This is a genomic window from Hymenobacter caeli, from assembly GCF_013294115.1.
In the GTDB taxonomy this organism is placed as follows: Bacteria; Bacteroidota; Bacteroidia; order Cytophagales; family Hymenobacteraceae; genus Hymenobacter; species Hymenobacter caeli.
The window spans coordinates 88,391-112,176 of record NZ_JABSNP010000016.1 but is presented as its reverse complement, the minus strand read 5'-3'; the positions used below and the strand labels follow the sequence as shown (position 1 = coordinate 112,176).

The 23,786-nt window shown below is 64.8% G+C and carries 28 protein-coding genes; 16 read left to right on the top strand and 12 right to left on the bottom strand.

Annotated elements, in window-relative coordinates:
• Positions 1 to 43 precede the first annotated feature (43 nt).
• Complete coding sequence (locus tag HNP98_RS16095; RefSeq protein ID WP_173811189.1) at positions 44 to 1,636, bottom strand: flavin monoamine oxidase family protein; 1,593 nt, start codon at positions 1,634 to 1,636, stop codon at positions 44 to 46.
• Between the two features lie 299 nt (positions 1,637 to 1,935).
• Between HNP98_RS16095 and HNP98_RS16090 the strand changes: the two genes are divergently transcribed.
• From HNP98_RS16090 to rplS, 4 genes are all read left to right on the top strand, one after another.
• Positions 1,936 to 2,484, top strand: a complete 549-nt coding sequence (locus HNP98_RS16090; RefSeq protein ID WP_173811188.1) for a 30S ribosomal protein S16 — start codon at positions 1,936 to 1,938, stop codon at positions 2,482 to 2,484.
• A gap of 91 nt (positions 2,485 to 2,575) precedes the next feature.
• A complete protein-coding gene (gene rimM, locus HNP98_RS16085) occupies positions 2,576 to 3,142 on the top strand; it encodes a ribosome maturation factor RimM (protein ID WP_173811187.1) in 567 nt (188 codons plus the stop codon).
• A gap of 105 nt (positions 3,143 to 3,247) precedes the next feature.
• The gene (trmD, locus tag HNP98_RS16080; protein WP_173811186.1) at positions 3,248 to 3,937 is read left to right on the top strand and encodes a tRNA (guanosine(37)-N1)-methyltransferase TrmD; all 690 of its coding nucleotides are present in this window, start codon (positions 3,248 to 3,250) and stop codon (positions 3,935 to 3,937) included.
• A 153-nt stretch (positions 3,938 to 4,090) separates the two neighbouring features.
• Entirely contained in the window at positions 4,091 to 4,474 is a 384-nt protein-coding gene (rplS, locus tag HNP98_RS16075; protein WP_173811185.1) for a 50S ribosomal protein L19, read from the top strand.
• A 163-nt stretch (positions 4,475 to 4,637) separates the two neighbouring features.
• Here the strand turns inward: rplS and HNP98_RS16070 are convergent, their stop codons facing one another.
• Both HNP98_RS16070 and HNP98_RS16065 read right to left on the bottom strand, forming a co-directional pair.
• The gene (locus tag HNP98_RS16070; protein WP_173811184.1) at positions 4,638 to 5,045 is read right to left on the bottom strand and encodes a hypothetical protein; all 408 of its coding nucleotides are present in this window, start codon (positions 5,043 to 5,045) and stop codon (positions 4,638 to 4,640) included.
• Between the two features lie 126 nt (positions 5,046 to 5,171).
• Positions 5,172 to 5,879, bottom strand: coding sequence for a hypothetical protein (locus tag HNP98_RS16065; protein WP_173811183.1), 708 nt, complete (start codon positions 5,877 to 5,879; stop codon positions 5,172 to 5,174).
• Positions 5,880 to 6,150: 271 nt separating this feature from the next.
• Here HNP98_RS16065 and HNP98_RS16060 point away from each other — a divergent pair, with 271 nt between their 5' ends.
• From HNP98_RS16060 to HNP98_RS16030, 6 genes are all read left to right on the top strand, one after another.
• Positions 6,151 to 6,558 carry a 6-pyruvoyl trahydropterin synthase family protein gene (locus HNP98_RS16060; protein ID WP_173811182.1) on the top strand — a complete coding sequence of 136 codons (408 nt, stop codon included), beginning with the start codon at positions 6,151 to 6,153 and terminating at the stop codon, positions 6,556 to 6,558.
• Positions 6,551 to 7,210, top strand: coding sequence for a GTP cyclohydrolase I FolE (gene folE, locus HNP98_RS16055; protein WP_173811181.1), 660 nt, complete (start codon positions 6,551 to 6,553; stop codon positions 7,208 to 7,210). The genes HNP98_RS16060 and folE overlap by 8 nt, the downstream gene beginning before the upstream one ends.
• A gap of 139 nt (positions 7,211 to 7,349) precedes the next feature.
• Complete coding sequence (locus HNP98_RS16050) at positions 7,350 to 8,255, top strand: TIGR01777 family oxidoreductase (RefSeq protein WP_173811180.1); 906 nt, start codon at positions 7,350 to 7,352, stop codon at positions 8,253 to 8,255.
• A gap of 56 nt (positions 8,256 to 8,311) precedes the next feature.
• Positions 8,312 to 8,494, top strand: a complete 183-nt coding sequence (locus tag HNP98_RS16045) for a hypothetical protein (RefSeq protein WP_173811179.1) — start codon at positions 8,312 to 8,314, stop codon at positions 8,492 to 8,494.
• Positions 8,482 to 8,784, top strand: coding sequence for a type II toxin-antitoxin system RelE/ParE family toxin (locus HNP98_RS16040; protein ID WP_173811178.1), 303 nt, complete (start codon positions 8,482 to 8,484; stop codon positions 8,782 to 8,784). The genes HNP98_RS16045 and HNP98_RS16040 overlap by 13 nt, the downstream gene beginning before the upstream one ends.
• 240 nt (positions 8,785 to 9,024) lie before the next feature.
• On the top strand, positions 9,025 to 9,390 hold the full coding sequence (locus HNP98_RS16030; RefSeq protein ID WP_173811177.1) for a DUF7674 family protein: 366 nt from the start codon (positions 9,025 to 9,027) through the stop codon (positions 9,388 to 9,390).
• Positions 9,391 to 9,411: 21 nt separating this feature from the next.
• Here HNP98_RS16030 and HNP98_RS16025 read toward each other — a convergent pair whose 3' ends face one another.
• The 8 genes from HNP98_RS16025 to HNP98_RS15990 form a co-directional block, all read right to left on the bottom strand.
• Positions 9,412 to 11,805: a transglycosylase domain-containing protein gene (locus HNP98_RS16025; RefSeq protein ID WP_173811176.1), complete on the bottom strand. Its 2,394-nt coding sequence runs from the start codon at positions 11,803 to 11,805 to the stop codon at positions 9,412 to 9,414.
• Positions 11,806 to 11,906: 101 nt separating this feature from the next.
• Positions 11,907 to 12,323 (bottom strand): hypothetical protein, encoded by a 417-nt coding sequence (locus tag HNP98_RS16020; protein ID WP_173811175.1) that lies wholly within the window; start codon positions 12,321 to 12,323, stop codon positions 11,907 to 11,909.
• Positions 12,324 to 12,386: 63 nt separating this feature from the next.
• A complete protein-coding gene (locus HNP98_RS16015) occupies positions 12,387 to 12,779 on the bottom strand; it encodes a hypothetical protein (RefSeq protein ID WP_173811174.1) in 393 nt (130 codons plus the stop codon).
• 132 nt (positions 12,780 to 12,911) lie between these two features.
• Positions 12,912 to 13,259, bottom strand: coding sequence for a hypothetical protein (locus tag HNP98_RS16010; RefSeq protein WP_173811173.1), 348 nt, complete (start codon positions 13,257 to 13,259; stop codon positions 12,912 to 12,914).
• 76 nt (positions 13,260 to 13,335) lie between these two features.
• On the bottom strand, positions 13,336 to 13,554 hold the full coding sequence (locus HNP98_RS16005) for a hypothetical protein (protein ID WP_173811172.1): 219 nt from the start codon (positions 13,552 to 13,554) through the stop codon (positions 13,336 to 13,338).
• A gap of 56 nt (positions 13,555 to 13,610) precedes the next feature.
• On the bottom strand, positions 13,611 to 15,224 hold the full coding sequence (locus tag HNP98_RS16000; protein WP_173811171.1) for a DUF4153 domain-containing protein: 1,614 nt from the start codon (positions 15,222 to 15,224) through the stop codon (positions 13,611 to 13,613).
• Positions 15,225 to 15,357: 133 nt separating this feature from the next.
• A complete protein-coding gene (locus HNP98_RS15995; RefSeq protein WP_173811170.1) occupies positions 15,358 to 15,654 on the bottom strand; it encodes a winged helix-turn-helix domain-containing protein in 297 nt (98 codons plus the stop codon).
• A complete protein-coding gene (locus HNP98_RS15990) occupies positions 15,651 to 16,340 on the bottom strand; it encodes a hypothetical protein (RefSeq protein WP_173811169.1) in 690 nt (229 codons plus the stop codon). Before HNP98_RS15990 ends, HNP98_RS15995 begins: the two co-directional genes overlap by 4 nt.
• A 498-nt stretch (positions 16,341 to 16,838) precedes the next feature.
• On the opposite strand from HNP98_RS15990, the gene HNP98_RS15985 reads away from it, so the two are divergent.
• Both HNP98_RS15985 and HNP98_RS15980 read left to right on the top strand, forming a co-directional pair.
• On the top strand, positions 16,839 to 17,312 hold the full coding sequence (locus tag HNP98_RS15985) for a hypothetical protein (protein ID WP_173811168.1): 474 nt from the start codon (positions 16,839 to 16,841) through the stop codon (positions 17,310 to 17,312).
• Positions 17,313 to 17,385: 73 nt separating this feature from the next.
• Positions 17,386 to 17,850: a hypothetical protein gene (locus HNP98_RS15980; protein WP_173811167.1), complete on the top strand. Its 465-nt coding sequence runs from the start codon at positions 17,386 to 17,388 to the stop codon at positions 17,848 to 17,850.
• A gap of 7 nt (positions 17,851 to 17,857) precedes the next feature.
• Here HNP98_RS15980 and HNP98_RS15975 read toward each other — a convergent pair whose 3' ends face one another.
• Positions 17,858 to 19,987 (bottom strand): hypothetical protein, encoded by a 2,130-nt coding sequence (locus HNP98_RS15975; RefSeq protein WP_173811166.1) that lies wholly within the window; start codon positions 19,985 to 19,987, stop codon positions 17,858 to 17,860.
• 95 nt (positions 19,988 to 20,082) lie between these two features.
• Here HNP98_RS15975 and HNP98_RS15970 point away from each other — a divergent pair, with 95 nt between their 5' ends.
• The 4 genes from HNP98_RS15970 to HNP98_RS15955 all read left to right on the top strand — a co-directional run bounded on the left by HNP98_RS15970 (position 20,083) and on the right by HNP98_RS15955 (position 23,763).
• A complete protein-coding gene (locus HNP98_RS15970) occupies positions 20,083 to 21,249 on the top strand; it encodes a geranylgeranyl reductase family protein (RefSeq protein ID WP_173811165.1) in 1,167 nt (388 codons plus the stop codon).
• A gap of 151 nt (positions 21,250 to 21,400) precedes the next feature.
• Positions 21,401 to 21,934: a hypothetical protein gene (locus HNP98_RS15965; RefSeq protein ID WP_173811164.1), complete on the top strand. Its 534-nt coding sequence runs from the start codon at positions 21,401 to 21,403 to the stop codon at positions 21,932 to 21,934.
• 20 nt (positions 21,935 to 21,954) lie between these two features.
• On the top strand, positions 21,955 to 22,746 hold the full coding sequence (locus HNP98_RS15960; RefSeq protein ID WP_173811163.1) for a class I SAM-dependent methyltransferase: 792 nt from the start codon (positions 21,955 to 21,957) through the stop codon (positions 22,744 to 22,746).
• Positions 22,747 to 22,884: 138 nt separating this feature from the next.
• A complete protein-coding gene (locus HNP98_RS15955; protein ID WP_173811162.1) occupies positions 22,885 to 23,763 on the top strand; it encodes a UbiA family prenyltransferase in 879 nt (292 codons plus the stop codon).
• The last annotated feature ends 23 nt before the right edge of the window (positions 23,764 to 23,786 follow it).

Here is a 23,786-nt window from a genome sequence, read left to right as displayed (position 1 = left end):
GTAGGGGTTTAGGTGCAAATAATTTGTTTTCGGTGAAATACAGTTAGCTCTTGACCGTGGGGTAGCTTACGCGCTGCTCGCTGAGGCGGCTGTGCACGGCCGCCACCACGCTGCGCGCCGACTCGAACGCCCCGGCCATCCAGGCAGTGAGGTAGGTGGTGTGCTCGCCGGCGAAGTGCACGTGGCCGTCGGGTTTCAGCAGGGCCTGGTAGTGCGTCTGGCGCTCCTCGGGCGCGTACAGGGCCCAACCGCCTAGGCTGTAGGGCTGCTTCTGCCAGCTCACCGAAAACGACTGCTCGAACTCCTTCGGGTACTGCGGGTGAATGAGCTGGCCCTTTTGCAGGGCTAACTGCTCGCGCTGGGCGTAGGTCAGCTCGCCCACGCGCTGGGCTTTCTCGTTGAAATTGTAGTACCCGATGAGGATACCCTTCTGGCTGAGGTAGTCGTAGGACGGATAGAAAATCTGCGTCAAGTCGTTGTTGGTGTGCGTAATACCCCCAAAAATCTGCTCGTCCTCTTCCCAAAACCGCCGCTTGAATTGCAGCCCGATTTTGCCCGTCTGGATGTAGGCCACCGAGTCAATGGCCCGGCTCACGTCCGCCGAAAAGTTGTGGCTCAGGTTGCTGAGCACCGGTAGCGGCACCGTGCAGATGCACAGGTCGGCGGCCAGCTCGTGGGGCCCCTGCGCGTCTTTGTACAGGATTTTGACGCCCGCGGCCTGGTTCTGGATGTTCGTCACCTCGGCGCCCAGCTTCAGGCAGTCGGCCACGCGGCGCTCCAGGGCCTGGGCAATGCGATCCATGCCCCCCACGGCCTGGAACATGGTCATTTGCAGCTCGTAGGTGTACTCGGCCACGTTGTAAAAGTCCGGGTCGAGCAGGCCCGAACTCACGATATCAGCCAGCCGGTGCGGGTCGGCGATTTTACCGGGCCGGTTGCCCGCCCCGGGGCCCTCGGCGTAGCCGCGCCGCGCCGACGCCTTGTAGGCCTTGTCGATGTCGAGCCCGCCCTCGGCGCGCAGGTACTCCAGCACCTTGGCGGCGTCTTCGGGCGTGAGGGCGGTGTCTACCTGGTGCTGGCTCACGGCCTTGGCCAGCAGCTCGTTCAGGTAGCCGCGCATGTCGTTGTGCACCTCGCGGGCCCGCACCTTTTTGTTCGACAGGGGCCCCTTGCCCTCGGCAAAGTAGTAGCTGCCCTCGTTCACGTTGTTGTACACTTCCAGCGGCACGCCCAGCTCCCGGCAGTAGTGCATCGTGAGCTGGTGGTGGTGCGGAATGCGCGAGGGCCCCGCGTTGAAATACAACCCTTTGTCGAAGCCGGCCGCGTGCGCCGGGTTCTGGGTTTCGGCGGTGCTGCTGCCCCCGCGGATACTCCAGCAGCGCCCGCCGCTGCGCTCGCGCGCCTCCAGGATGGTGCAGCGGTAGCCCAGTTTGCGCAGCTCGTAGGCAGCCGTCATGCCGGCCAGGCCACCGCCCAGCACCACCACGTGCTTGCCCTGGCCATGGCCCGCCTCCAAGGCAAAGGCGTGCGCCGGGGCCCCGGGCAGCAGGCTCAGGGCGAGCATGGCCGGGTAGGCCCCGGCCCCCAGCACAGCGCTCTTCGCCAGAAAATCTCGTCGGGAAAGTTGATTCGCCATTAAGCTCCACGCGCTGATTTGCCCCAAAATTTAAGGTTAATTTTCCATTATTTATATGTTTATGTAATTATTGACCCAATTTTTATAGGTTGTATTCGTCCAAATTTGATTAAAATTGGCTCCTTACCCCTATTTATTTACACCTGCCATTTTTAGATGATTTTACGTATTGATGGTTCTTAAGCCGCATATTTATTAGTAACAGCCCCCACGGTTTGTCGCCCTTTCGTGCGTACCTTTGCGGGCCCAAATAATTTTCAACCAGACGCACGAGTTGCGTCGCACAACCCCCAAGGTTTATGGCAGTTAAAATCCGCCTCGCCCGCCGTGGCCGTAAAAAAGCCGCGACTTACGACATCGTAGTAGCTGACGCCCGCTCGCCCCGCGACGGCCGTTTCATCGAGAAACTCGGTACCTACAACCCCAACACCAACCCCGCCACCATCAACTACGACGCCGACCGCGCATTCTACTGGATGATGACCGGCGCCCAGCCCACCGACACGGTGCGCGCCATGCTTTCGTACCGCGGCGTGCTCTACCGCCGTCACCTCCAGTTGGGGGTCGACAAAGGTGCCATCACCCAGGACGTGGCCAACCAGCGCTTCGCTGATTGGAAAACCGATAAGGATAGCCGCATCGAAGGCAAACGCACCGGTTTGGTGGACGCCAAAACCGACGCTCGCACCGCCGCCCTGGCCGCCGAAACCAAGGTGAAAGAGGCCCGCAGCGAAGCCCAGCGCCAGAAGCAAGCCGCCGCTTTGGCCGCTGCTGCTCCGGCCCCGGCTCCCGCCGCCGAAACCGAGACGACAGAAACCGCCGAAGTATCGGCCGAGGACGCCGCCTAGTTTTTGCCGCTTAGCGACTGAAAAGTCCGGCAGTTGTTGTCCGCCTGGGCAGCGGCTGCCGGATTCTTTTTTCACCCCTTTTTCGCCCGCCATGCTCCCCGACGAAACCTATCAGCTCGGCAAAATCACGAAGCCCCACGGCCTGCGCGGCTTCGTGGCCGCCGATTTTGACGTGGACGACACCACCGCCTACCAAAAGCTGAAAACCGTGTACCTGGCCCTGCCCGGGGCCCCCACCAAGCTCGTGGCCCACGCCGTGGAGAAGGTGCAGCCCCAATCGGGCACCCGCGTGCTGCTCAAGCTCCGGGGCATCGAGCGCATCGAGGAGGCCGAGCCGCTGCGCAACGCCACGCTGCACCTGCCCCTGGAGGCCCTGCCGGCCCTCGACGACGACCAGTTTTACTACCACGACGTCATCGGCTTCACCGTCATCGACGAGGTGTTGGGCGAGTTGGGCGTGGTCGAGAATTTCTACGAGCTGCCCCAGCAGGACATGCTGGCCATGCGCTACCAGGGCCACGAGGTGCTAGTGCCCGTGGTGGACGAAATCGTGCTGCGGGCCGACATGGCCGCCCGCCAGGTATTTGTGCGCCTGCCCGACGGCTTGCTCGACATTTACCTCGCCCCCACGACCCGCCAGCAGGACGAGGCAGAATGATTTTAGCTATTAGCTGTTAGCTCTTATCGTCGCATGAAAAGCGCAGTACGAGTCGTCAGTTCAAAAGCTAACAGCTAGTAGCTAACAGCCAAAAGCTAATTAGAGATGCGTATTGACATCATCACCTGCCAGCCCGAGCTGCTGGCCAGCCCCTTCGCCTACTCCATCGTGAAGCGGGCCCAGGACAAGGGCCTGGCCGAAATCCACGTGCACGACCTGCGCCGGCACGCCATCAACAAGCACGGGCAGATTGACGACTACGTGTTCGGCGGCGGGGCCGGCATGGTGCTGCGCGTGGAGCCCATTGCCGCCTGGCTGGACGAGCTGTTGGCCCAGCGCCCCTACGACGCCGTGATTTACCTCACGCCCGACGGCGAAACCCTGCGCCAGCCGCTGGCCAACCGCCTCTCGCTGCTCACCAACGTCATTCTGCTCTGCGGCCACTACAAGGGCATCGACGAGCGCCTGCGGGCGGCCTACGTCACCCACGAAATCAGCGTGGGCGACTACGTGCTGAGCGGTGGCGAGCTGGGGGCCGCCATCCTGGTCGATGCCGTGGTGCGGCTGTTGCCCGGCGTGCTGGGCAACGAAGAATCGGCCTTGTCCGACTCGTTTCAGGACGACTTACTGGCCCCGCCCGTGTACACGCGACCGGCTGAGTGGCGCGGCCAGGCCGTGCCCGCCATCCTACTGTCGGGCAACACGCCGCTCATTGAGGAGTGGCGCCACGCCCAAGCCCTGGCCCGCACCCAGGCCCGACGGCCCGATTTACTGGGCGGCGCTACTGAAAAATAGGGCCCTGGCCCCAGTTTTTCAGCAGATAACGCCTTATCTATTCGCCTCATCTGCTACGCATTTGCTATCCTGCGCCGAAGTCCTTATCTTTGCGCTCCGTTTCGTAAAATCAATCCGGGCCGGCGGCGCCGTCCCTTCGCAATTTCTTTCGCCATGAGCGTACTACTCGACTTTATCAATGCCGAAGCGCAGGAGCGCCGCGCCAGCTTCCCCAAATTTGCCGCCGGCGACACTGTGAACGTGCACGTGAAAATCCGCGAGGGCAACAAGGAACGCATCCAGCAGTTCCAGGGCGTGGTGCTTCAGCGCCGCAACCCCAGCTCGAACGGCGAAACCTTCACCGTGCGCAAGATTTCGAACCAAATCGGCACCGAGCGGATTTTTCCCCTGCTCTCGCCCAACATCGACAAAATTGAGGTGATCCGCCGCGGCAAGGTGCGCCGCGCCCGCCTGTTCTACCTGCGTGGCCTCTCGGGCAAGCAAGCCCGTATCAAAGAGCGTCGCCTGAACGCTCCCAAGCCCGTAGCCACCGCTTAAGGCGTCGTCAGTTGCTTGCCAAGCCGGCCTTTTCCTTGCGGAGAAGGCCGGCTTTGTTTATGACCGGCGCGGCCAAACCCAGAGCTTTAGGCCCCGCCAACCAACAAGAAGGCCAGCCCCCGTGCGGGGGCTGGCCTTCTTGTTGGTTGGCGGGGCCTAAAGCCTACTTGCTGCTGGCCGAATCGGCTTGCAAGTCGCTGGCAGGGGTGCTCTTGTCGCTGTCCTGCACTTGCTTGGCGGCGGCAGTCAGGGCCTCGCCCAGCTTCTCTACGCGGGGCTGGGTGTTGCCATCGGCAAACACGGCGGCTTGGCTGGTGTTCTTGCCCAGGCGCGCCAGCAGCTTGCTGATGGTGTCCTTGTCGTAGCTGCCGCTGCCGAAGTGGGCTTTCAGCTCTTGCAGGTCCACAATTAGTTGGTGCAGTTGGGGGTTGCTGGCGGCCTTCAGGTCTTCAATCCAGCGTTGCAGGTGGTTGTCGAGGCCGGCGCGGCTGGCTTCTTCCACCAGATCCTGCGATAAGATGTTTACGGTGCCGTCGAGGTGGTTCTGGTGCTGAACTTCGGTCTTTTCCATGAATAAGGTAATCGGATGTAAAACGTCTAGTCCCAACGCAGAAACCGGGGGTAGGGTTGGCAATAAAGTAAAACGGGCCCCGCTGCGTACCAGCGGGGCCCGTTTTACTTTATTGCCAGCCGGCGGCTACTCAATCTTGTTCATGCGGTCCTTCACCGATTCCAGCGACACGCGCATGTTCACAATATCGGCCCGGGCGGCTTCCTGTTCTTTCAGGTTGGCGTCGATCAGGTTGTTGTACTGTAACAGCTCGGCCGCGTTCTGGGCCAGCAACTGCTGGATTTCGAGCTTGCGGGCCTTGTTCTTTTCAATGTCTTTCTTAATGGCGTCCACCTTGGCAATGGTGGCCATGTGGGCGCTCTGCGACTGCACCAGGGCCTTTTCGGCCTCCGAAATCTGCGCCACCACGTCTTCGCGGTACATGCCGCGGGCGAAGTCCTTGAGGTACTTCTCGGCCGATTTCCACTGCGCCGGGGTGGCGTCGCGGCCCAGGTAAGCGTTGCCCAGGTCGATGCTCCACCACACGGTGGTGCCCGTTGGGATGCCGTCCACCTTGGTGATGATGCGCACGGGCGTGGGGGCGATTTCTTCCACCACCACCCCGTCGAGCTTGATAACGCCCTTCACATTTTTCACCTTGCCGGGGTACTTATCGTTGAGCTGCTTGAGCCAGGCAGCTTCCACCCGGCGGTTGTCGAGCTGGATGGCCACCCGCTGGCCTTTGCGCGGGATGCCGTCGATCATGTTATCGGTTTCGTCAACCGGCGAGCGTTGTGCCAGGGCCCCAAAGGATAGCAGGCATGCGAACAGGAAGAAAAGTAAGCTTCGGGTCATCGGAGTAAATATTAGAAAAAGCTAAAAAGATAGAATTAAGGACGCGTAGCGAATGGTTAACTGGTTTGGCATTTCAAATTTATGCCTATTCCGGGTGCTTACATCATATAGTACCAAATTTTTCAACAAAAACTGTACTTTTATTAGATTATTTCAATTTTCTCGTCCTTCTATCATAGAATATCTATTTTGCTGAGCGGGCTTGCGGCCCCCGGGCCTCGGCGGGCCCGGGGGCCGAACAAAAAACTCGTCAGCCCGGTTTAGTGTAACTATGCCCATAACCGTCTGCCGCGCCGAACACTTCAATGCCGCCCACCGCCTGCACAACCCCGCCTGGGACGAGACGCAGAACCAGCGCGTGTTCGGGCCCTGCAACAACCCCAACTACCACGGCCACAACTACAACTTGGTGGTGCGCCTCACCGGCGACGTGGACCCCGACACCGGCTACGTGTACGACATGAAGCGGCTGAGCGACCTCATCAAGCGCGAGGTGCTCGACCGCTACGACCACCGCAACCTGAACCTGGACGTGGACGATTTTCGCGCCCTCAACCCCACGGCCGAGCACATCGCCGTGGCCATCTGGCAGCGCCTGCGCCCGCACCTGGCGGCGGCGCTGGCCCTGTCGGTCACGCTCTACGAGACGGAGCGTAACTTTGTAGAATACCATGGATAACGATTCCGGGGCCCGCCCCGTCCCCGACGCGCACCTGCCCGCGGGCTTGCGCACCCCCGTGCTGCCCGATGCCTTCGCCGCCCCCGACGAGGCCAAAATCGCGGCCATCGCGGGCCACTTCGAGGCCATCATGCGCGAACTGGGCCTGGACCTGGCCGACGACAGCCTGGCCGGCACCCCGCGCCGGGTGGCCAAGATGTACGTGCAGGAGTGGTTCCGGGGCCTCAACCCCGCCAACCGGCCCGACGTGAAGCTGTTCGAGAACCGCTACGAGTACCACCAGCTGCTGGTGGAGCGCGACATCACGCTGTTTTCGTGCTGCGAGCACCACTTCGTGCCCATCATCGGCAAGGCCCACGTGGCCTACCTGCCGGCCGGCCACGTGGTGGGCCTCAGCAAGCTCAACCGCGTGGTGCAGCACTACGCCCGCCGCCCGCAGGTGCAGGAGCGCCTCACCCGCCAGGTTGCCGAGGAGCTGAAGCAGAGCCTGGGCACGCCCGACGTGGCCGTGCTCATCGAAGCCGACCACCTCTGCGTGATGAGCCGCGGCGTGAACGACACCAGCAGCTCCACCCTCACCAGCGAGTACGGGGGCCGCTTCGCCGCCGACGCGGCCCTGCGCACGGAGTTCCTGCGGCAGATTGGGAAGTAAATGGTTTAATGGCTGAGTTGTTAAATTGTTGGTCGTTCTGATGGCTCAGACGTACAAACACCGGGCTGGAGTAAGGCGGTTTTAATTTCGGTAACCGAGCTAACAATTTAATAACCAGCAATTAATTCATTTACTTCCCATGAAAATTCTCATCACCGGCGGCACGGGCCTCGTGGGCACCCGCCTGGCAGAAATGCTCGTTGACGCCGGCCACGAAGTGGCGCTGTTGAGCCGCGAGCCGGGCACCGGGGGGCCTTACCACACGTTTCAGTGGAACCCGGCGGCCGGCACCATCGACCCCGCCGCCGTGCCCTACGCCGACGCCGTGGTGAACCTGGCCGGGGCCAACGTGGGCGAAGGCCGCTGGACGGAGGCCCGCAAAAAGGAGCTGCTGGCCAGCCGCCTCGGCAGCCTGGCCCTGCTGGCCCGCGAGCTGGCCAAGCCCGGCCACCGCGTGCACACCGTGCTCTCGGCCTCGGCCATCGGCTACTACGGCAACACCGGCGACCGGCTGGCCACCGAGGACACGCCCCCGGCCCACGACTTCCTGGCCGACCTGGCCCGGCAGTGGGAAGCCGCCGCCGCGCCCATCGGGGCCCTGGGCCTACGGCTGGTGCTGCCGCGCATCGGCGTGGTGCTGAGCACCAAGGGCGGGGCGTTGCTGCCGCTGGCCGGCACCGTGAAATGGGGCCTTGGGGCCCCCATCGGCAACGGCCAGCAGTACCTGTCCTGGATTCACATCGACGACCTCTGCCGCCTGTTCATCGCCATGCTGGCCGACGACGCCTGGCGGGGCCCCTACAACGCCGTGGCCCCCTACCCCGCCACCAACGCGGCCTTCACCGAAGTGCTGGCCGACGTGCTGCACCGCCCGCTGCTGCTGCCCAAGGTGCCCGGTTTCGCCCTCAAGCTGGCCCTGGGCGAGCAGAGCGAAGTGGTGCTGGCCGGCCAGCGCGTGAGCGACGCGAAAGTGCTGGCCCAAGGCTTCGAGTTCGACTACCCAGTGCTGCGCGGGGCCCTGAAAGCGCTGTACGGGGCGGGGTGAGCTATATTGTGTAGTTTAGAGCAATCGAAATTTTTAGGTCTTAATGCCTCTAACCCATGATTACCAAGGATAACCTGATAACCAGCCTCCAGGATTTGCCAGATAAATTCACGTTGGATGAATTATTTGACCGGGCTATTTTATTGGAAAAAATAGATCGGGCAATGGCCCAAGTGGCAGCAGGCGAAGTATATACCACCGAAGAGGCCCGGCAGAAGCTCAAGGAATGGTCAAAATAACGTGGTCCACGTTGGCGCTAGAGAGCGTTCATGCAGCTAGCGAATTTCACCGGGCTTACTCCGTTGGCTTTGCCGATGAGCTTATAGAGCGGGTTTTTGAGAAGGTATTTTTGCTTGAAAGCCACCCGCTCATGGGGCGTATCATCCCCGAATTGAATCAAACAGATTTGCGGGAATTGCTTTACAAACAGTACCGCATCATGTATCAGGTGCTTACTCCCAATGATTTGGCTATTTTAGTAGTCCACCACGGTTCCAAGCCAGTATCGTTGGAATCGTTGTTCGGGTAATTTCCAAAGCACTCTAGCGAATGGTGCCACCAATGAAGCTTTCCCAGCCTGCTGCCCAAGGTACCCGGTTTCGTGCTGAAACTGCTATTGGGCGAGCAGAGCGAAGTGGTGCTGGCGCAAGCTTCGAGTTCGACTACCTGGTGCTGCGCGGGGCCCTGAAGGCGCTGTACGGGGCGGGATAATTTCTATTATGAGTCTTCTGATTATTGCACGTCAGACCGCATTCTGCACTCGTTAGCAATGAATTTTACAATCACGAAGCCCAACATTAGCCAAGAGGAATTTCTCAATCACTTAGTGAAAGTGTTCCCAGAAATTTCGGATGAAGTGCTGGACGAAGATTATGCTGACCTTATTCATCTGCAAATTGCGTGTCTGGCTAGATATGCCAACCAACTTATTCAACACAGCAGATTTGATGTTTTAAGAAGGGTATTCAGCTTTTTTAGCGTTACCGTAGAAAAAGTAGATAGCGATACTGAAAATGCCCTTTACGTCTCATTTCTCGAGCATGTAGAGATGGATGGCGATTCTGTAAAAGCTCGTGAAGCCAGAGCACTGCTTCCAGCTAAATACCTGCCCGTTTGGAAGGCGCTACGCCAATAAATATTCCTACTTAAGAACCAGTTAGCGGACGCTGTCCGGCACCGCGTTGCCCCCGTCGTTCATCTGCTCCAGCAGGTTGTCGGCCGCGATGGTGTCCACGGCGGCGGCGCGGCGGTGGCGGGGCTCGTCGGGCGAGACGCAGGTGTACTTCTTGCTGATTTTGACCGTGGCGGCGGGGAAGTGGCCGTAGTCGTAGCCCAGGGACTTGTCCTGGTAAATTTTCTCCATGTACTTGCCGAAGATGGGCAGGGCCGTGCGGCCGCCTTCGCCCTGCTGCGAGCCCACGAAGTGGATGCTGCGGTCTTCGCCGCCCACCCACACGCCGGTCACCAAGTCTTTGGTGAGGCCCATGTACCAGCCGTCGGAATAGTTGGAGGTGGTGCCGGTTTTGCCCCCGATTTGGTTGTCCTTGTGCCAGAGGTCGTAGTCCCACAGGGCCTGCGAGGTGCCGCCGGGCTCCTCCATGCCGCCGCGCAGCATGTAGGTCATCAGCCAGGCCGTTTCGGGCGCGATGGCGCGGCGCTGCACCGGGTCGAACTGGTGGATGACGTTGCCGTGGCGGTCTTCGATGCGGGTGATGAGGCGGGGCTGCGAGCGGAAGCCCGTGTTCATGAACGTGCTGTAGGCGTCCACCATCTCGTACACGCTCACGTCGCCGGCCGAGCCCAACCCTATGCTCGGCACCGGCAGCAAGGGGCTGGTAATGCCCACCTTGTGGGCGTACACGGCCACTTTGTCCCAGCCCACCAGCTCGGTGAGCTGGGCCGTGACGGAGTTCACGGAGCGGGCCATGGCGTGGCGCAGCGTCATGTTGAGGCCGGTGTACTCGCGGGTCACGTTGTCGGGCTGCCACTCCATGGGCTGGCCGTTCTCGACGTACTTGATGGTCACGCGCTTGTCCTGGAGCCGGTCGCAGGGCGAGTAGCCGTTGTCGAGGGCCGTGAGGTACACGAAGGGCTTGAACGTGGAGCCGGCCTGGCGGCGGCCCTGCTTCACGTGGTCGTACTGGAAAAAGCGGTAGTCCAGGCCCCCCACCCAGGCCTTCACGGAGCCCGTGTAGGGGTCCATCGTCATCATGCCGGCCTGCAAAAAGTGCTTGTAGTAGGCCAGCGAATCGAGCGACGACATGACCAGCGTGGTGTCGTTGTCGTCGTGCTTCCAGGTAAACACCTTCATCGGGCGCTTCACGCTCAGGGCCGCCTCAATCTGCGCCTGGTTGCCGTGGTAGCGGTTGAAGAGGGTTTTGTAGACTTCGGTGCGCCGGATTTGGGTGCTGATGAAGTCGGGGATTTCTTCGCCTTCGTCGTCCACCCAGGGGTTTTGGTGGCGGTCGCGCCAGAAGGCATCGAAGCTGCGCTGGAGCAGCTTCATGCGCTCGTGCAGGGCCTCCTCGGCGTGGTCCTGCATCCGCGAGTCGAGGGTGGTGTAGATGCGCAGGCCGTCGCGGTAGAGGTCCAGGTCGTGGTCGTCGCACCATTTCGTCACGAGCTGGCCGATGGCCCCGCGGAAGTAGTTGTCGGGCCCGTCGATGTGGCGCTCCACGTGGTAGTCGAGGGCCACGGGCTCCTTTTGCAGGGCCGCGACGTCGCCGGTTTTGAGGATGCCGGCCTGGCCCATGCGCTCCAGCACCACGTTGCGGCGGCGGCGGGCGGCTTCGGGGTGGAAGCGCGGGTTGTAGGCCGTGGGGTTGTTGAGCACGCCAACCAGCATGGCCACCTGCACCGCCGAGAGGCTGTCGGGCGAGGTGTTGAAGTAGGTTTTGGCCGCCACCTTGATGCCGTAGGCGTTCGAGCCGTACTCCACGGTGTTCAGGTACATGCGCAGGATCTCCTCCTTGGTGTAGCGGCGCTCCAGCTCCACGGCCGTCAGCCACTCCTTGGTTTTGCTGATGAGCGTGCTCAGGCCGGGCACGTGGCCCAGGCCGCCGCGGGTTTCGCCGCGCCGGGTTTTGTACAGGTTTTTGGCCAGCTGCTGCGTCAGCGTCGAGCCCCCGCGCTTCTCGCCGCGCACCGCCGCCGCCAGGGCCCCCAGCAGGGCCGGCCCGTCGATGCCGGCGTGGTCGTAGAAGCGCACGTCCTCGGTGGCCACCAGAGCCTTGATGAGCACCGGCGAAATCTTGCTCAGCGGCACCGGCGAGCGGTTTTCGCGGAAGTACTTGCCCATCAGCACCCCGTCGGAGGTGTACAGCTCGGAGGCTTGCTCCACCCGGGGGTTTTCCAGGTCGGCCAGGCTCGGCGACTTCCCGAAGAGGAACAAAAAGTTGGTACTCACCAGCACCGGGTACACCAGAAACAGCACCACGGCCACCCCAAACGAGACCCACGTCCAGCGCACGAGGCGGCGCGGCCAGCGGCGGGGGGTGGCAGACGGGAGCGCAGGCGACGCGGGCGGGGTGGGCGGAGAAGGAACGGCCATGCAGGAACGCGGGTGGGAAGCGGGGCCGCAACCCCGCCGCGCGGAAAGGCAAATATACCGCCGCCGGGCCCCGGCGGGCGCACGCGGCCGCCCCCGGCCGGCTACCCGGGCCCGGGCAGGCCGGGCGGGCGGCGGCGGCGCGGCCAGCGCCAGGCCAGCTCGGCCAGGGCCAGCAAGCTGATGCCCAGGCCCAGGCAGTGGCTAAGGTGGAGCCGGCGGGCCGGCACGGGGGCCCCCAAATCGTGGTAGAGCAGCACGGCCCAGAGTTCGTCGGCCAGGGTGAGCACCCAGGCGGCCAGGGCCAGCAGGCGGGTGGCGCGGCCCGCGGCCAGGTAGAGGTGCAGCGCGTAGAGCACCAGCCCCGGCAGGGCCGACACCAGCACCAGCGGGGCCTCCAGGGCCAGGGGCAGCACCAGCAGCAGGAAGCTCAGGGTTTCCTTGGCGGCCTGGGCGGCGGCCAGGGCCCGGCCCAGGCGCGACAGCCGGGGCGAGGCGGGGAGCGTGAGGGTGGGGGGCATGGCGGGCGGCGGGCGAGAAGGGGCCACTCCCGGCCCCGGCCCCAAGGTAGCCCCGCGGCCGGCTTAGTAGCGGCGCACGGGCATGCGCCCGCCCTGGCAGCGCCAAGCCAGCAGCACCAGCAGGGCCCCTTTCAAGGAGTCGAGCAGCAGGTTGTCGGGCTTGCCGAAGGCGACGTAGATGCCCACGCCAATGCCCACCCACCACAGCCCCAGCAGGTAGCACAGCGCCGCAAAGCGCGGCCGCCGCTGCCACACCCAGGCAAAGGCTAGCCCCGCCACAACCGACACAAACAGCAAGAACCACCCCGTGATGTACCCTAAAAACGCCGTTTCGGGCCCGTATTTCACCCCGAACTTACCCAGCGTTAAGGCCGGCGCAAAAAAGGCCCCACCCGTGAGGGCTAATTCCAGCACGATGGCCACGAACAGCAGCAGCAACAAAAAGAAACGGGCCATGGGTGGGCGGACGCTAAGGAGGGACCACCGGGGACTTACTCCGCTTCGGAGCACCGGCCGGCGCGGCGAAGCTAACTAAATTGCCCTGAAAAACCAGGATGCTTGCATATTAGCCACCCGTACCCTGGCGCTTTACCAAGTGACACCCATCAACGCGGCCAGCCCCGCGCAGCCCAGTACTTCCATCACCAGCAGCCAAACGGCCAAGGCCCGAGCCCCTGCCACAAATAATACACCCAGCCACCACGGCCCTACGTAGGCCGCTGGCCAGCGCCACAGCATCAAGGCTATTTGCGGGCCGGCCGCCGCCAGGGCCCCCAGCAGCACGGCCCAGTTTATGGCCTCGGCATATAATGTGTTAGACCACAGCTCGTGCTCAAAAGTGAGGCTGAGCACCGCCAGACCCGCCACGCCGGCCGTGGCCCACAGCCGCGGCGGCACCACCGGCCACGGCGGCAGCCATTTGGCGCGGCGGCTCACGGGTGGAAAAGCGCGGCTCCCGGCCGCCGCGGTTGGCCAAAAGCGCTCCTCTGTGCGGTCACGGGGTGCTTGTGTTTCATTGTTCCGACCACCGCAGCATGGCCTGCACCAGGGCCGTGAGCAGCAGGGCCCCCAGCACCACCGCGCCCGGCACCACCCCGCGCAGCAGCCGGGCCCGCCGCCGGCTGGGCGTGGCCGCCCGGTCGCGCCAAGAGAGCAAAAAACCGAAAGTGGCCAGGTCGCCGAAGCAGGTAACCAGGCACAGCGCCAGGCAGGCGAATTGTTTAATTGTCATGGACTTACTGAATTAATTAACGGCTTTTTGAAGTCAATGCTGGAGCCCTTAGCCGTTTAGCGCAATGCTTGCGCGGCTTGCCAGTCGGCGTAGTTCCAGCCTTGCCAATCGGCGTAGGTGCGCTGGCGCTGGCGCCAGGCGGCCACGGCGGCGTCGAGGCGACTCTGGGCATCAGCGGCGGAAATGACCACGGGGGCCCCGTAGCTGGTGCTACCCGTGAGCTGCGGCACCCGGTTCAGCACCGCCCGGGCCGCTTGCAGCTCGGGCAGCACCCGGCCGGGCATGTCCAGCAGGAAGCCCACGTCCACGGTATGAAAGCGGGCCTGGAGGTTGTAGCGGGCCATCCACACCTCCCAGTTGCCGGCCGCCAGCACCAGCAGCACCGCGTAGGCGGCCAGGGCGTTGCAGCGCACGAGGAAGTACACGGAGCGGCGCTGCCAGATTTTGAGCAGCATGGTACCCAACCCGAACAGCGTGAGCAGCAGGAAGAAGCACACCCCCAGGCGCTTGTAGGCCAGGCCCCGGTGCTGGATGTAGTAGTAGTTGCGCAGGCCCACCGACACGGCCAGCACGGCATTTTGCAGCACCCAGGCCGTGGCCCCGGCCCGCAGCCAGGGCAGCCCGGGGCCGTAGAAATTCAGGTTGCGCCGAAAAAACCACAGCACGATGCCCATGGCCAGCAAAATACTGAAAATGAGCACGTAAGTGCCCTCGTGCACGAACTGCGCGAGGTCGAACCCCGGCGCGGGCTCGAAGCCGAACCACAGCCAGTTGATGTCGATGGCGTTCACGGCCAGCAGCAGCGCGTTCACCAGCCCAAGCGCCGCGACGGCCATCAGCCATTCCTGGCGCAAGTCGAGCGTTTGAAAATTCCGGCGGCGAAAATCGGGCCGGCGCACCCCAAACGAGGCCACCCGGTCGCGCTGCCGCCGCACGAACTCGCCCAGGCGGGCTTCGCGGTCGGCGAAGTAGTACACCGGCACGGCCACCAGGGCCCCCGCCGCCAGCCAGTAGCCCAGCCCCAGGAACAGCACGTGGCCCACCGACCAGTCGGGCCAGAGCCGGGCCAGCCAAGTGCCCACCGCCGCCAGGGCCCGCCCGCTCAGGGCGGCGTAACGCGGGTTGGCCACCGCAAACAGCCCGTGGAACAGCCCCAGCACCGCCAGGGGCCCCAGCAGCAGCCGGCCGTAGTACCAGCCGCGCCGCACCTGCCCGCCGCGCACGCCCCGGCCCGGCCAGGCCCGGGGCACCGCCGCCCCGGCCTGGGCCGCGCTGCCGGCCGCCGTCAGCAGCGCGAAGGCCAGCAGCCGCAGGTGGGGCTGGTTGGCGTAACCCACCACCAGCAGCAGCGACGCGCCGCTGGCCAGCGCGGCGGCCCCCGAACCGTACACGGCCGCCATCAGGCCCCCAAACAGGCTGCCCGCCACGGCCAGCCAGAACAGGCCCGCCCGCCGCGCCGGCGCGTGGCGCGGCAGCACCGCCAGCTGGCATCCCACCACAAATACGCTGTACAGCAGCAGGTTGACCCCCGTTTTTTCGGCCCAGAACAACCAATCGAACAGCACCACGCCCAGTGGCAGCAGCAGCTGCTGGGCGGCGGTGAGGGGGGTGAGGGCGGGCTTGGCCGGGGCCGCGGGCCAGGCGGCGGCGGGAGGCAGGAAAGTTTCCATGATTATTTAAAGTTCTTTGTATTACAAAGTAAAATGAGATAAAAAAACGCGCACAGGGCACGGGGCGGGAAGGCGGTTGAAAGGGCAAAGCCAAACAAGCGGCCGCTTGCCGGCGCTTTGCCCTCCGCGACGGTCACCCCGGGCGCAGCAGCTGCTCCAGGGCCGCGAGGTGCTGCTGGAAAGCGGCCTTGCCCGCGGCGGTGGCGGTGTAGGTAGTATTGGGCTTCTTGCCGATGAACTGCTTGCTGACCAGCACGTAGCCAGCCTTTTCGAGGGCGGCCACGTGGCTGGCGAGGTTGCCGTCGGTGAGGTCGAGCACTTCCTTGAGGTCGGTGAAGCTCACGGCGTCGGTGGCCAGCAGCACGGCCATCACGCCCAGCCGCACGCGGTGGTCGAAGGCTTTGTTGAGGGCGTGGATGAGGTGCTTCACCGGCCCAATACGGAGGAGGCGGGGGCCGCGGCCGGGGCGGCCCGCTCGTAGCGGTGGTACATGGCCAGGCCGTAGCCGATGTGGCCCAGGCCGAAGCCCAGCGCGAAAAACACCAGGCCCCCGCCCGGCAGCCCCAGCGCCACCAGCCCCAGGGCCACTTGCGTGAGCCCCAGCCAGCGAATTTCGTCGAGCGTGAACTTGCTGGCGTTCAGCAGCGCCAGGCCGTAGAACACCAGCAGGCCGGGCACCACCAGGCCCGCGTCGCCGCCCAGGTACAGGCGCAGGCAAAACACGGCCCCGGCGCCCAGCGGCACGGCCATGGCCCCCAGCAGCCGCCGCGTGAGGCCGTTCCAGAGCGGCTGCCGGCTGCCTTGCTGCCGCATGCGCCGGCGCGTAAAGTACCAGGCCACCAGTACCGCCGCGCCCGCCACCGCGGCCGCCAGCAGCAGCAGAAACGGCAGCGCCGCCTGCCGCTCGGCCGCGGTGCTGGCAATCAGGTGGCGGTAGCCGTCGCTGCCGTACTCGCTGGGGTAGTGGCTGCTGAGGTAGAAGTGGCCCGCCGCCGCGCCCAGCAGCGCCACCACGCCCGCCCCCACCCCGCTCAGGCCGGAGAGCGACAGAAAGCGCGAGCTGCGCTCCATGATGGCGCGGATTTCGGTGAGCTGGGCGAGCGGGTCGGGCTGCATAATATGCGAAGTGCTTTGTTATGCAAAGCTAAGGGAATCCCGCCAAATGCCAAAAAAAGTTTTCCATCCCGGGTCTGGGCCCCGGCGCTCGGGCCCCGGCGCTGGCCCTGGGCACGGTTTAGCGCACGGGTTTTTCTGCGCCCCCCGCGCACCGCCCTTTGCCGGGCAGGCAGCCGCCCGCCCGGCAAAGGGCCGGCAACAAAAAAGTTTGTTCCCAGGCTGGGAAAAGCCCCGGTTAACCTACTGCCCCAGGGCACTGAGCCCGCCCGCCGTAACCCCGCGCAAACCACGCGTTTCGCCCTTCTTTTTGGTACCGCTCAGGCAGTGCCAATTTGGGAATGATATTCCCAAAAAAAATCTTTAAAATTCTTTCAATCCATTCATTTACAGTCATTCGTAGGTCGGCAACCAGTCGAATAAGCGGTTCCTAACCCGGCCCTTTCTCGGCAATCCCCTTAGCCAGCACCAGTTTTTCACGCGCTCCCATTCGCTCACTTTATGGCCCCTCTCTACGCTCCGCTCACCGCTTCCGCCGCCACCACCCGCACCCTTCACATCTGGCTGCTGGGCAACCTGGGCGGCACGGGCTGGCTCCTGCTCGACTTCTGCCGCGACTGCCCCACCGATTTCACCATTCCGCTGGGCATCGGCGCGGTCGCGGCCCTGCTGTCGCTGGCCTGCGTGCCGCTGGCGGTGCCGTTTTTTGCGTTCACCAACCGCTACACCTGGTGCATTGGGTGGCGGTGCCGGCTGTTTGCCGTTCTGGGTGCGGTGCTGACCTTCTTCGTGGGCAACTACTTATTCGTGACGCTGCTGCCCCTCGATTCCATCGGCCACCTGTTCAGCATCACGGAGCCGTACCTGTGCGCGTCGCTGCTGGCCGTGGGCTGGATATACCGGGCCCGCCCCGCCCCCGGCACCTACAGCCTCAAGCGGCTGGTGGGCGCTTGGCGCGGCCTGCAACTGAACTAAACTGCCCGCCTGCCGCGCGGTTAGCGGCGACTTAAACCCCTTCTATCGACTCTTTTTACCCGAACCCGCTGCGATGTTACACTTCCCGTTTGCCCAACGCCGGTACCATTCCTGGGGCAAAAGCGGCCGGCTGTGGCTGCTGGCCAACTTGCTGGGCACCGCCGGCTGCACGCTGCTGTTTTATTTTTCCGCCCCGCACACCGCCGAGTATAAGTGGGGCGCGGTAGTGGGCGGGGCCGCCGCGGCCAGCTCCGCGCCGCTGGTGCCGCTGCTGCGCCTGGCCATGGGCCGGCTGCTGGCCGTGCCCACCCGCGCCCGCCGGCTGGCCTGGACGCTGGGGGCCGTGCTGGGGTTTTTCCTGCTGGCCGGCCTGGTGCTGGCCCTCGCCCTGGGCAACGTGGCCTACCTGGCCCTGCTCTACCAGTTCCACGGCTGGGTGTACCTGCCGGCCGCGCTGCTGGCCACCGGCGTCATGTACGCCGACTGGCTGTTCCGGCCCGGGGCCCAGCAGCGGCCGACCTACGCGGTGGCCGCGTAAGGCCCCGCTACAAGCTCACCCCGATGCCGGGCCCCAGCAGGTAAAACCACTTGCCCGCCGACAGCAGCCGCCCGCCGCCCAGGTACAGCGGAAACGTGAGCCGCCCCGTGTGCAGCGGCGTCACCGAGCCCAGCACCACCACGCCCAGGTCGCGGTCGGCCGCGTTTTGGGCCAGGTTGAACGCGTTGAGGGCCACGAAGCCGGCCCCGATTTTGTAGGGGCGCAGGTGGTTGATGCGGCCGGGCGAATAAAAGCTGAACTGGGCCAGCGTGGCAATGCTGATGCCGCTGAAGCTGCCGTAGCCGGACACGCCTTCCTGCCGTGTGAGCAGGCCCGCCGGGAAGCTCACGTCAATATCGAAGGTACTGCGGCGGCTCAGCACCAGGTCGATGACCTGGCTGTAGCCGGGCTCGCCGTACTGGCCGGCGTTGTGCTTCAGGGTGACGATGATGCGCGACCAGTCGCCGAGGTCGTAGGTTTTGTGGTCGAGCAGGGCGTTGAGGCTCAGGGGCCCGCTCTGGCACTGCTTGTCCTGGTAATAGGCGGCGCGGGGCGAGGGCTCGCCGGGGCAGACGACCAGGTTGTCGATGGTTTTCTGGTCGAGCAGGTTATTTTTGGCATCGAGCACGCGCACGTCCACCGTCAGGCACTGCTTGCCGTAGAGCGCCTGGGCCCCGTCGATGCCGCCCGTGTTGAAGGCGAACACCACGTCGCGGATGGCGTGCTGGTAGAGCACCGGCCCGCTGAGGCGCGTCACGGGCACGGCCCCTTCGCCGTAGCTCACGCTCACGAAGTTGAGCGGGTGCGGGCGCTGCACTTCCTTCACCGCCAGCACGAAGCCCGTGGGCGCGGTGCCCTCGAGGATGGCCAGGCGGCGGCGCACCACGCCCAGCGGCACCTGCACGCGGTAAATCAGCGAATTATTTGAGCGCACCGACGAGTCGGAGGCCACCGGCAGCAGGTCTTCCACCCGGAAGCGGCCCTTGAGCAGCGACTCGCCCTCCAGGCGCACGTCCACGGTTTCGCCGGGGCTCACGGCCAGGTTCTGGCTCCAGTCGCCGCCGCGGTGCAGCACGCTCACCACGGCCACGTGGGGCCGGGGCGCGATGTCGAAGTTGGTGACGTAGCGGGCCGCGTCGCCGTCCTTGATGTAGAGGTAGCCTTCGGTTTGGCGGTGGGGGTTGAACACGCGCAGCTGGCACAGCACCCGGTCGTTGGTGAGGTAGCTGCGCGTGTACAGCTCGGCCACCAGGGCCCCGCCGGGGTCTTGCTGGGCCTCGAGGCGGTAGGTGTGGTGCAGGTCGAAGGAGTGGCCGTCATCCAGTATCAGCTCCGTGCCCTGCACGCGCCCCGCCTCGTCGAAGGCAATGTCCTTGTGGTCCACGCTCAGGAAGCGCAGGCGGCTGGCCTTCACCGTAAAGTCTTGGCGCAGCGGCGGGTACTGATACGTCAGCTTGCCGTCGGGGCCCAGGCGGGGGCGCTCGGCCACTAGGCTCAGCACCAGCGTGTGGGGCCCCGGCTCGTTGGGCAGCAGGTGCAGGCGCAGGCCGGTGCCCTCCAGCGTCACCTTGTAGTCGATGTCCTGCCCGCGCGTCCAGGTGTTGGTCAGGCGCACGTTGGCGGGGTTGTCGGTGTTGAGGTCGACGATTTTCTCTTCGCCCACGAACAGCTCGGGGTTGGCCACGCGCAGGCCCAGGCTGCTGCGCGTGAGCGGCAATAAGCTGACGGCCTGCTGCCGCTCGGGCCGCCCCGCCGAGTCGGGCGTGGCCCCGAACACGAGCCGCACAAACGGCGTGGCCGTGAGGTTGCGGAAGCGCACCGTGGCCCGGTAGCTGCCGTCGGCCCCGCGCACCAGCGAGTCCAGCACCTTAAAGTCGGGCGAGGGCAGCAGGCGCAGGCGCCGCACCGGGCCCGCGGGCGTGGCGTGCACCTCGGCGGCCTGGTCGTCGGCGTGGTAGTAGAAGTAGAGCCGCGGCTCGCCGGCCACGGTCAGCTGCTGCTGCGGCGCGGCGTAGCGGGTGGTGTCGAGCACGAGGCCGACGTCGCGCACCAGCGGGGCGGCCTGCCCGTGGGCGCGGTGGGGGGCGCTCAGCCCGGCGCTCAGCAGCAGGCAGGCCCAGAAATAAGAGAAACGCATGGCTCCGAATTGTCACAAATCGGGCCCGAAAGTACGGGGGGGCCCGTGCAGTTGGGGTGAAGGCGCTAATTTCGGGCGTTTCTTCCCCCTCCACCGTGCCCGAGCCTTCCGACGTTGCCTTTGATGTCGTCGTGCTGGGGGCCGGGCCGGCGGGCACGGCCTGCGCCCTGGCCCTGCGCGGCAGCGGCCTGCGGGTGGCCCTGGTGGACAAAGCCCGGTTTCCGCGCGACAAAATCTGCGGCGACGCCATCCCCGGCCCGGCCCTGAAAGCCCTGCGCCAGCTCGACCCCGCCTACGCCGACGAGCTGCTGGCCGGCCTGCACCCCAAGGCCGAAACCCGCACCAGCCGCGTGGTGGCCCCCAACGGCCGCGGCCTGGCCGTGCGCTGGCACCTGCCCACCTTCAACAGCCCGCGCCTGCACTTCGACGCCGCCTTATTGGCTTTGGTGAAGCGCCACACCGCCACCGAAATCCGCGAGGGGTTCGCCGTCAAAACCCTCGCCCCAGCGCCCGACGGCCTTACTCTGACAGCCCCCGACGGCCGCCGGCTGCACGCCCGCCTGCTCATCGCCTGCGACGGGGCCCACTCCGTGGCCGCCCGCCAGCTGGCCCACCGCCGGCTCGACCGCGCCCACCACTGCGCTGCCGTGCGCGCCTACTACACCGGCATGGCCGATGCCGACGGCCGCACCACCGAGTTTTTCTTCCTCAAAAAGTACCCCGCCGGCTACCTGTGGGTGTTTCCGGTGGGCGCGGGCGTGCACAACGTGGGTTTCGGCATGCTCTCCAGCGACATTGCCAAGCAGGGCGTGGACCTAAAAAAGACCTTGCTGGAGCTACTAGCCACGCACCCCCAGCTGGCCGGCCGCTTCGCCCAGGCGCGGGCCCTGGGACCCTTGGCGGGCTTCGGGCTGCCGCTGGGCACCGGCCGGCCAGCCCACGCCCTGGCGGGGGCCCACTGGCTGCTGTGCGGCGACGCCGCTTCCCTCATCGACCCCTTGCAGGGCCACGGCATCGACACGGCCGTGAAAAGCGGCATCCTGGCCGCCGCCCAGGCCGTGGCCTGCTTCGCGCAGCAGGATTTCAGCACCGGTTTTATGCAGCAGTACGCCCGCGCCGTGCAGGCCCGGCTGGGGCCCCAGCTGGCCCGCAGCTACCGCATCATGCGGTTTCTGGGCAACAAGCCCTGGCTGGTGAACGCCGGCGTGCGCCTGGCCCAGGTGCCGCTGGCCCGCCGCTGGCTGCAACGGCTGGTGGGGTAAAAAGCAGCCGTAGCGCAACAGTGGCACGGATTTACCAACCCAGGTCGCTACTCAACTGCTGTTGACACGAAGCGAGGCGCATCATAAAAGCTGCGCGGCACGGCCCCGGCTTTGCAAAACCATCCCACGATTTTTTTGAACATTCTATTCCATGCCTGCCCACGCCATTTCCCCGCCCCGGCTCTCACAATTGGTGTGGCACCATTACCGCTGGCATTTATGGGTGGGGCTGCTTATTTGGGCAAGTGCAGTAATGCCCTTTGCTTTTATTGATTGCGTAAAAAAGAAATCCCTTATCACAGCATCAGCATATTACGCTAATAATCATGCGGATGCTATTACTTCACTCGCCTGCGATCAACTGGAGACTGCCGTTATCCTTTTGCTACTCGGCCTGGCTTCCGCAGCGGTCTGTGGTTTGATTCGGCACTATTACTTGTTTTCGATCAGTTGCAAGGCACTTACACCCAACGAACTGGTTTATAAATCGTTGCTTGCCTATGAAATACCACTGGTTTTGATGGCGCTGGTGCCCTGGCCCGTTGCTTACAATCGGTTTAGCCTTTCGATGGTCGGGCACCAGCTTATAATTTATTTGCTGTTCAGCTTGCCTTGGCTGCTGGCCACCGGACTAGCTTCCCGCAGATTAGCCACCGCACTGTTTTTGCCCCACTCTACCAAATAAGTAGCCTTTTCCTTCGCAGTTTGAAGCTCCGCCTCCGCCTGTTCGAATTTGAAGACCTGCCCTGGTTTCCGGCCGTCGTCCGGGCCGGGATGATGGACTACCTGCGGTTCATGATTTCGGCGCTGGGCACCTACCGGCCCATCGTGCCGCTGCTGGCCGAGGGCCTGCGCCGCACCGGCCAAACCCAGCTGCTGGAGCTGGGGGCCGGGGCCGGCGGCGGCACCGAAACCGTGTGGCGGGCCCTGTGCGCCGCCGGCCTGCCCGAGGCCACCGTTGTCCTCACCGACCTCTACCCCCAGCCCGCCGCCTGGGCCGACGTGGCCGCCCGCACCGCCGGGGCCATCCGCGCCGAGCCGGGGCCCGTGGACGCGCTGGCCGTGCCGGAGCACCTGCCGGGGCTACGAGTCATTTTTTCGGCCTTCCACCACTTTCCGCCCGCTGCGGCCGAGGCCTTGCTGCGCGATGCCGTGCGGGCCGGCCGCGGCATCGGCGTGTTCGAGGGGGCGGGCAAGCACTGGTGGGAGCTGCTGCTGGCCTGGACGGCCCTGCCCGTGGCCCAGCTGCTGCTCACGCCGTTCTTCCGGCCGTTTCGCCTCAGCCGGCTGGTGTTCACGTACCTGGTGCCCGTCATCCCGCTCTGCACCATCTGGGACGGCACGGTGTCGCTGCTGCGCCTCTACGCGCCCGCCGAGCTGCTGGCCCTGGCCGCCCGCGCCGACCCCGCCGGCCGCTACGCCTGGCAGGCCGGCAAAAAGCGCCACTGGTGGGGCCCCGAAGTCACGTATTTAGTGGGCTGGCCGGCGAGCAATTAACATTTAACAATTATCATTTAACAGCTGGTGCGCCCGGGGCGGGAGCCGCCCGGGGCGGGGCCGGCGCGTTCTTCCGGCGCACTTTTGTTGTTCTTGCCACCTTCACCCGCGCCGCGCCTGATGAATGATATTTGTTAAATGTTAACTGAATACAGAAAGGCGCTGCCGCTGCTGCGCATCCCGTTTTCGCTCTACCTGATGCCCGTGTTCTGGTTCGGGCTGAGCGCCTTGCGCGGGCCCTGGAGCGGCGGGCGGGCCCTGGGCGTGTTCGCGGTGCTGCACCTGCTGGCCTACCCGGCCTCTAACGGCTACAATTCCTACTACGACCGGGACGAGGGCAGCATCGGCGGGCTGGAAGCGCCGCCCCCCGTCACGCCCGCGCTGCTGCACCTGGTGTGGCTCTTCGACGCGCTGGCCGTGGCCGGGGCTGCGCTGCTCTCGGGGGCCTTCGCGGGGCTGGTGGTGGTTTATTTATTGGTTTCCAAGGCCTACAGCTACGAGGGCATCCGCCTGAAAAAGTACCCGCTGCTGAGTACAGCCGTGGTGGTAGTATTCCAGGGTGCCTTCACATTTTTGATGGCGCAGGTGGGCGCGGGGGCCGGGCCGGCACTGCTCTTTGAGAAAACCAACCTGCTGCTGGCCCTGGTCAGCACCCTGTTTTTGTGCGGCTCCTACCCACTTACCCAAGTGTACCAGCACGCCGAAGACGGCCGCCGCGGCGACCGCACCCTGAGCCTGCGGCTGGGCATCCGGGGCACGTTCGTGTTTGCGGCGGTGGGCCTGCTGGCGGGGGCCGGGGCCCTGGCGCTGGCCTACTGGCTGCGCGGCGAACCGCGCAACACCCTCATTTTTCTGGCCGCCACGGGCCCCGTGGTGGCCTTGTTCGGGCGCTGGGCCTGGCTGGCCTGGCACGACGCGGCCCTGGCCAACTTCCGCTGGACGATGCGCATGAACCAGGTGTCGTCGCTGTGCCTGAGCGCGGCCTTCGTGGCCATGCTGCTCTGGCGGCATTTCTGAGCGCCCACGGGGCGCGGGGCGAG

Excerpts from the sequence above, each read along its gene's own strand:
- HNP98_RS15980 (WP_173811167.1), top strand. The coding sequence starts at position 17,386 with ATGTTACACTTCCCGTTTGCCCAACGCCGGTACCATTCCTGGGGCAAA.
- HNP98_RS16050 (WP_173811180.1), top strand. The coding sequence starts at position 7,350 with ATGAAAATTCTCATCACCGGCGGCACGGGCCTCGTGGGCACCCGCCTG.
- HNP98_RS16015 (WP_173811174.1), bottom strand. The coding sequence starts at position 12,779 with ATGGCCCGTTTCTTTTTGTTGCTGCTGCTGTTCGTGGCCATCGTGCTG.
- HNP98_RS15975 (WP_173811166.1), bottom strand. The coding sequence starts at position 19,987 with ATGCGTTTCTCTTATTTCTGGGCCTGCCTGCTGCTGAGCGCCGGGCTG.
- HNP98_RS15965 (WP_173811164.1), top strand. The coding sequence starts at position 21,401 with ATGCCTGCCCACGCCATTTCCCCGCCCCGGCTCTCACAATTGGTGTGG.
- HNP98_RS15985 (WP_173811168.1), top strand. The coding sequence starts at position 16,839 with ATGGCCCCTCTCTACGCTCCGCTCACCGCTTCCGCCGCCACCACCCGC.
- rplS (WP_173811185.1), top strand. The coding sequence starts at position 4,091 with ATGAGCGTACTACTCGACTTTATCAATGCCGAAGCGCAGGAGCGCCGC.
- HNP98_RS16005 (WP_173811172.1), bottom strand. The coding sequence starts at position 13,554 with ATGACAATTAAACAATTCGCCTGCCTGGCGCTGTGCCTGGTTACCTGC.
- HNP98_RS16000 (WP_173811171.1), bottom strand. The coding sequence starts at position 15,224 with ATGGAAACTTTCCTGCCTCCCGCCGCCGCCTGGCCCGCGGCCCCGGCC.
- HNP98_RS16090 (WP_173811188.1), top strand. The coding sequence starts at position 1,936 with ATGGCAGTTAAAATCCGCCTCGCCCGCCGTGGCCGTAAAAAAGCCGCG.
- HNP98_RS16060 (WP_173811182.1), top strand. The coding sequence starts at position 6,151 with ATGCCCATAACCGTCTGCCGCGCCGAACACTTCAATGCCGCCCACCGC.
- HNP98_RS15955 (WP_173811162.1), top strand. The coding sequence starts at position 22,885 with ATGTTAACTGAATACAGAAAGGCGCTGCCGCTGCTGCGCATCCCGTTT.
- HNP98_RS15990 (WP_173811169.1), bottom strand. The coding sequence starts at position 16,340 with ATGCAGCCCGACCCGCTCGCCCAGCTCACCGAAATCCGCGCCATCATG.
- HNP98_RS16065 (WP_173811183.1), bottom strand. The coding sequence starts at position 5,879 with ATGACCCGAAGCTTACTTTTCTTCCTGTTCGCATGCCTGCTATCCTTT.
- trmD (WP_173811186.1), top strand. The coding sequence starts at position 3,248 with ATGCGTATTGACATCATCACCTGCCAGCCCGAGCTGCTGGCCAGCCCC.
- HNP98_RS16030 (WP_173811177.1), top strand. The coding sequence starts at position 9,025 with ATGAATTTTACAATCACGAAGCCCAACATTAGCCAAGAGGAATTTCTC.
- HNP98_RS16070 (WP_173811184.1), bottom strand. The coding sequence starts at position 5,045 with ATGGAAAAGACCGAAGTTCAGCACCAGAACCACCTCGACGGCACCGTA.
- HNP98_RS16040 (WP_173811178.1), top strand. The coding sequence starts at position 8,482 with ATGGTCAAAATAACGTGGTCCACGTTGGCGCTAGAGAGCGTTCATGCA.
- HNP98_RS16045 (WP_173811179.1), top strand. The coding sequence starts at position 8,312 with ATGATTACCAAGGATAACCTGATAACCAGCCTCCAGGATTTGCCAGAT.
- HNP98_RS16095 (WP_173811189.1), bottom strand. The coding sequence starts at position 1,636 with ATGGCGAATCAACTTTCCCGACGAGATTTTCTGGCGAAGAGCGCTGTG.
- HNP98_RS16025 (WP_173811176.1), bottom strand. The coding sequence starts at position 11,805 with ATGGCCGTTCCTTCTCCGCCCACCCCGCCCGCGTCGCCTGCGCTCCCG.
- folE (WP_173811181.1), top strand. The coding sequence starts at position 6,551 with ATGGATAACGATTCCGGGGCCCGCCCCGTCCCCGACGCGCACCTGCCC.
- rimM (WP_173811187.1), top strand. The coding sequence starts at position 2,576 with ATGCTCCCCGACGAAACCTATCAGCTCGGCAAAATCACGAAGCCCCAC.
- HNP98_RS16020 (WP_173811175.1), bottom strand. The coding sequence starts at position 12,323 with ATGCCCCCCACCCTCACGCTCCCCGCCTCGCCCCGGCTGTCGCGCCTG.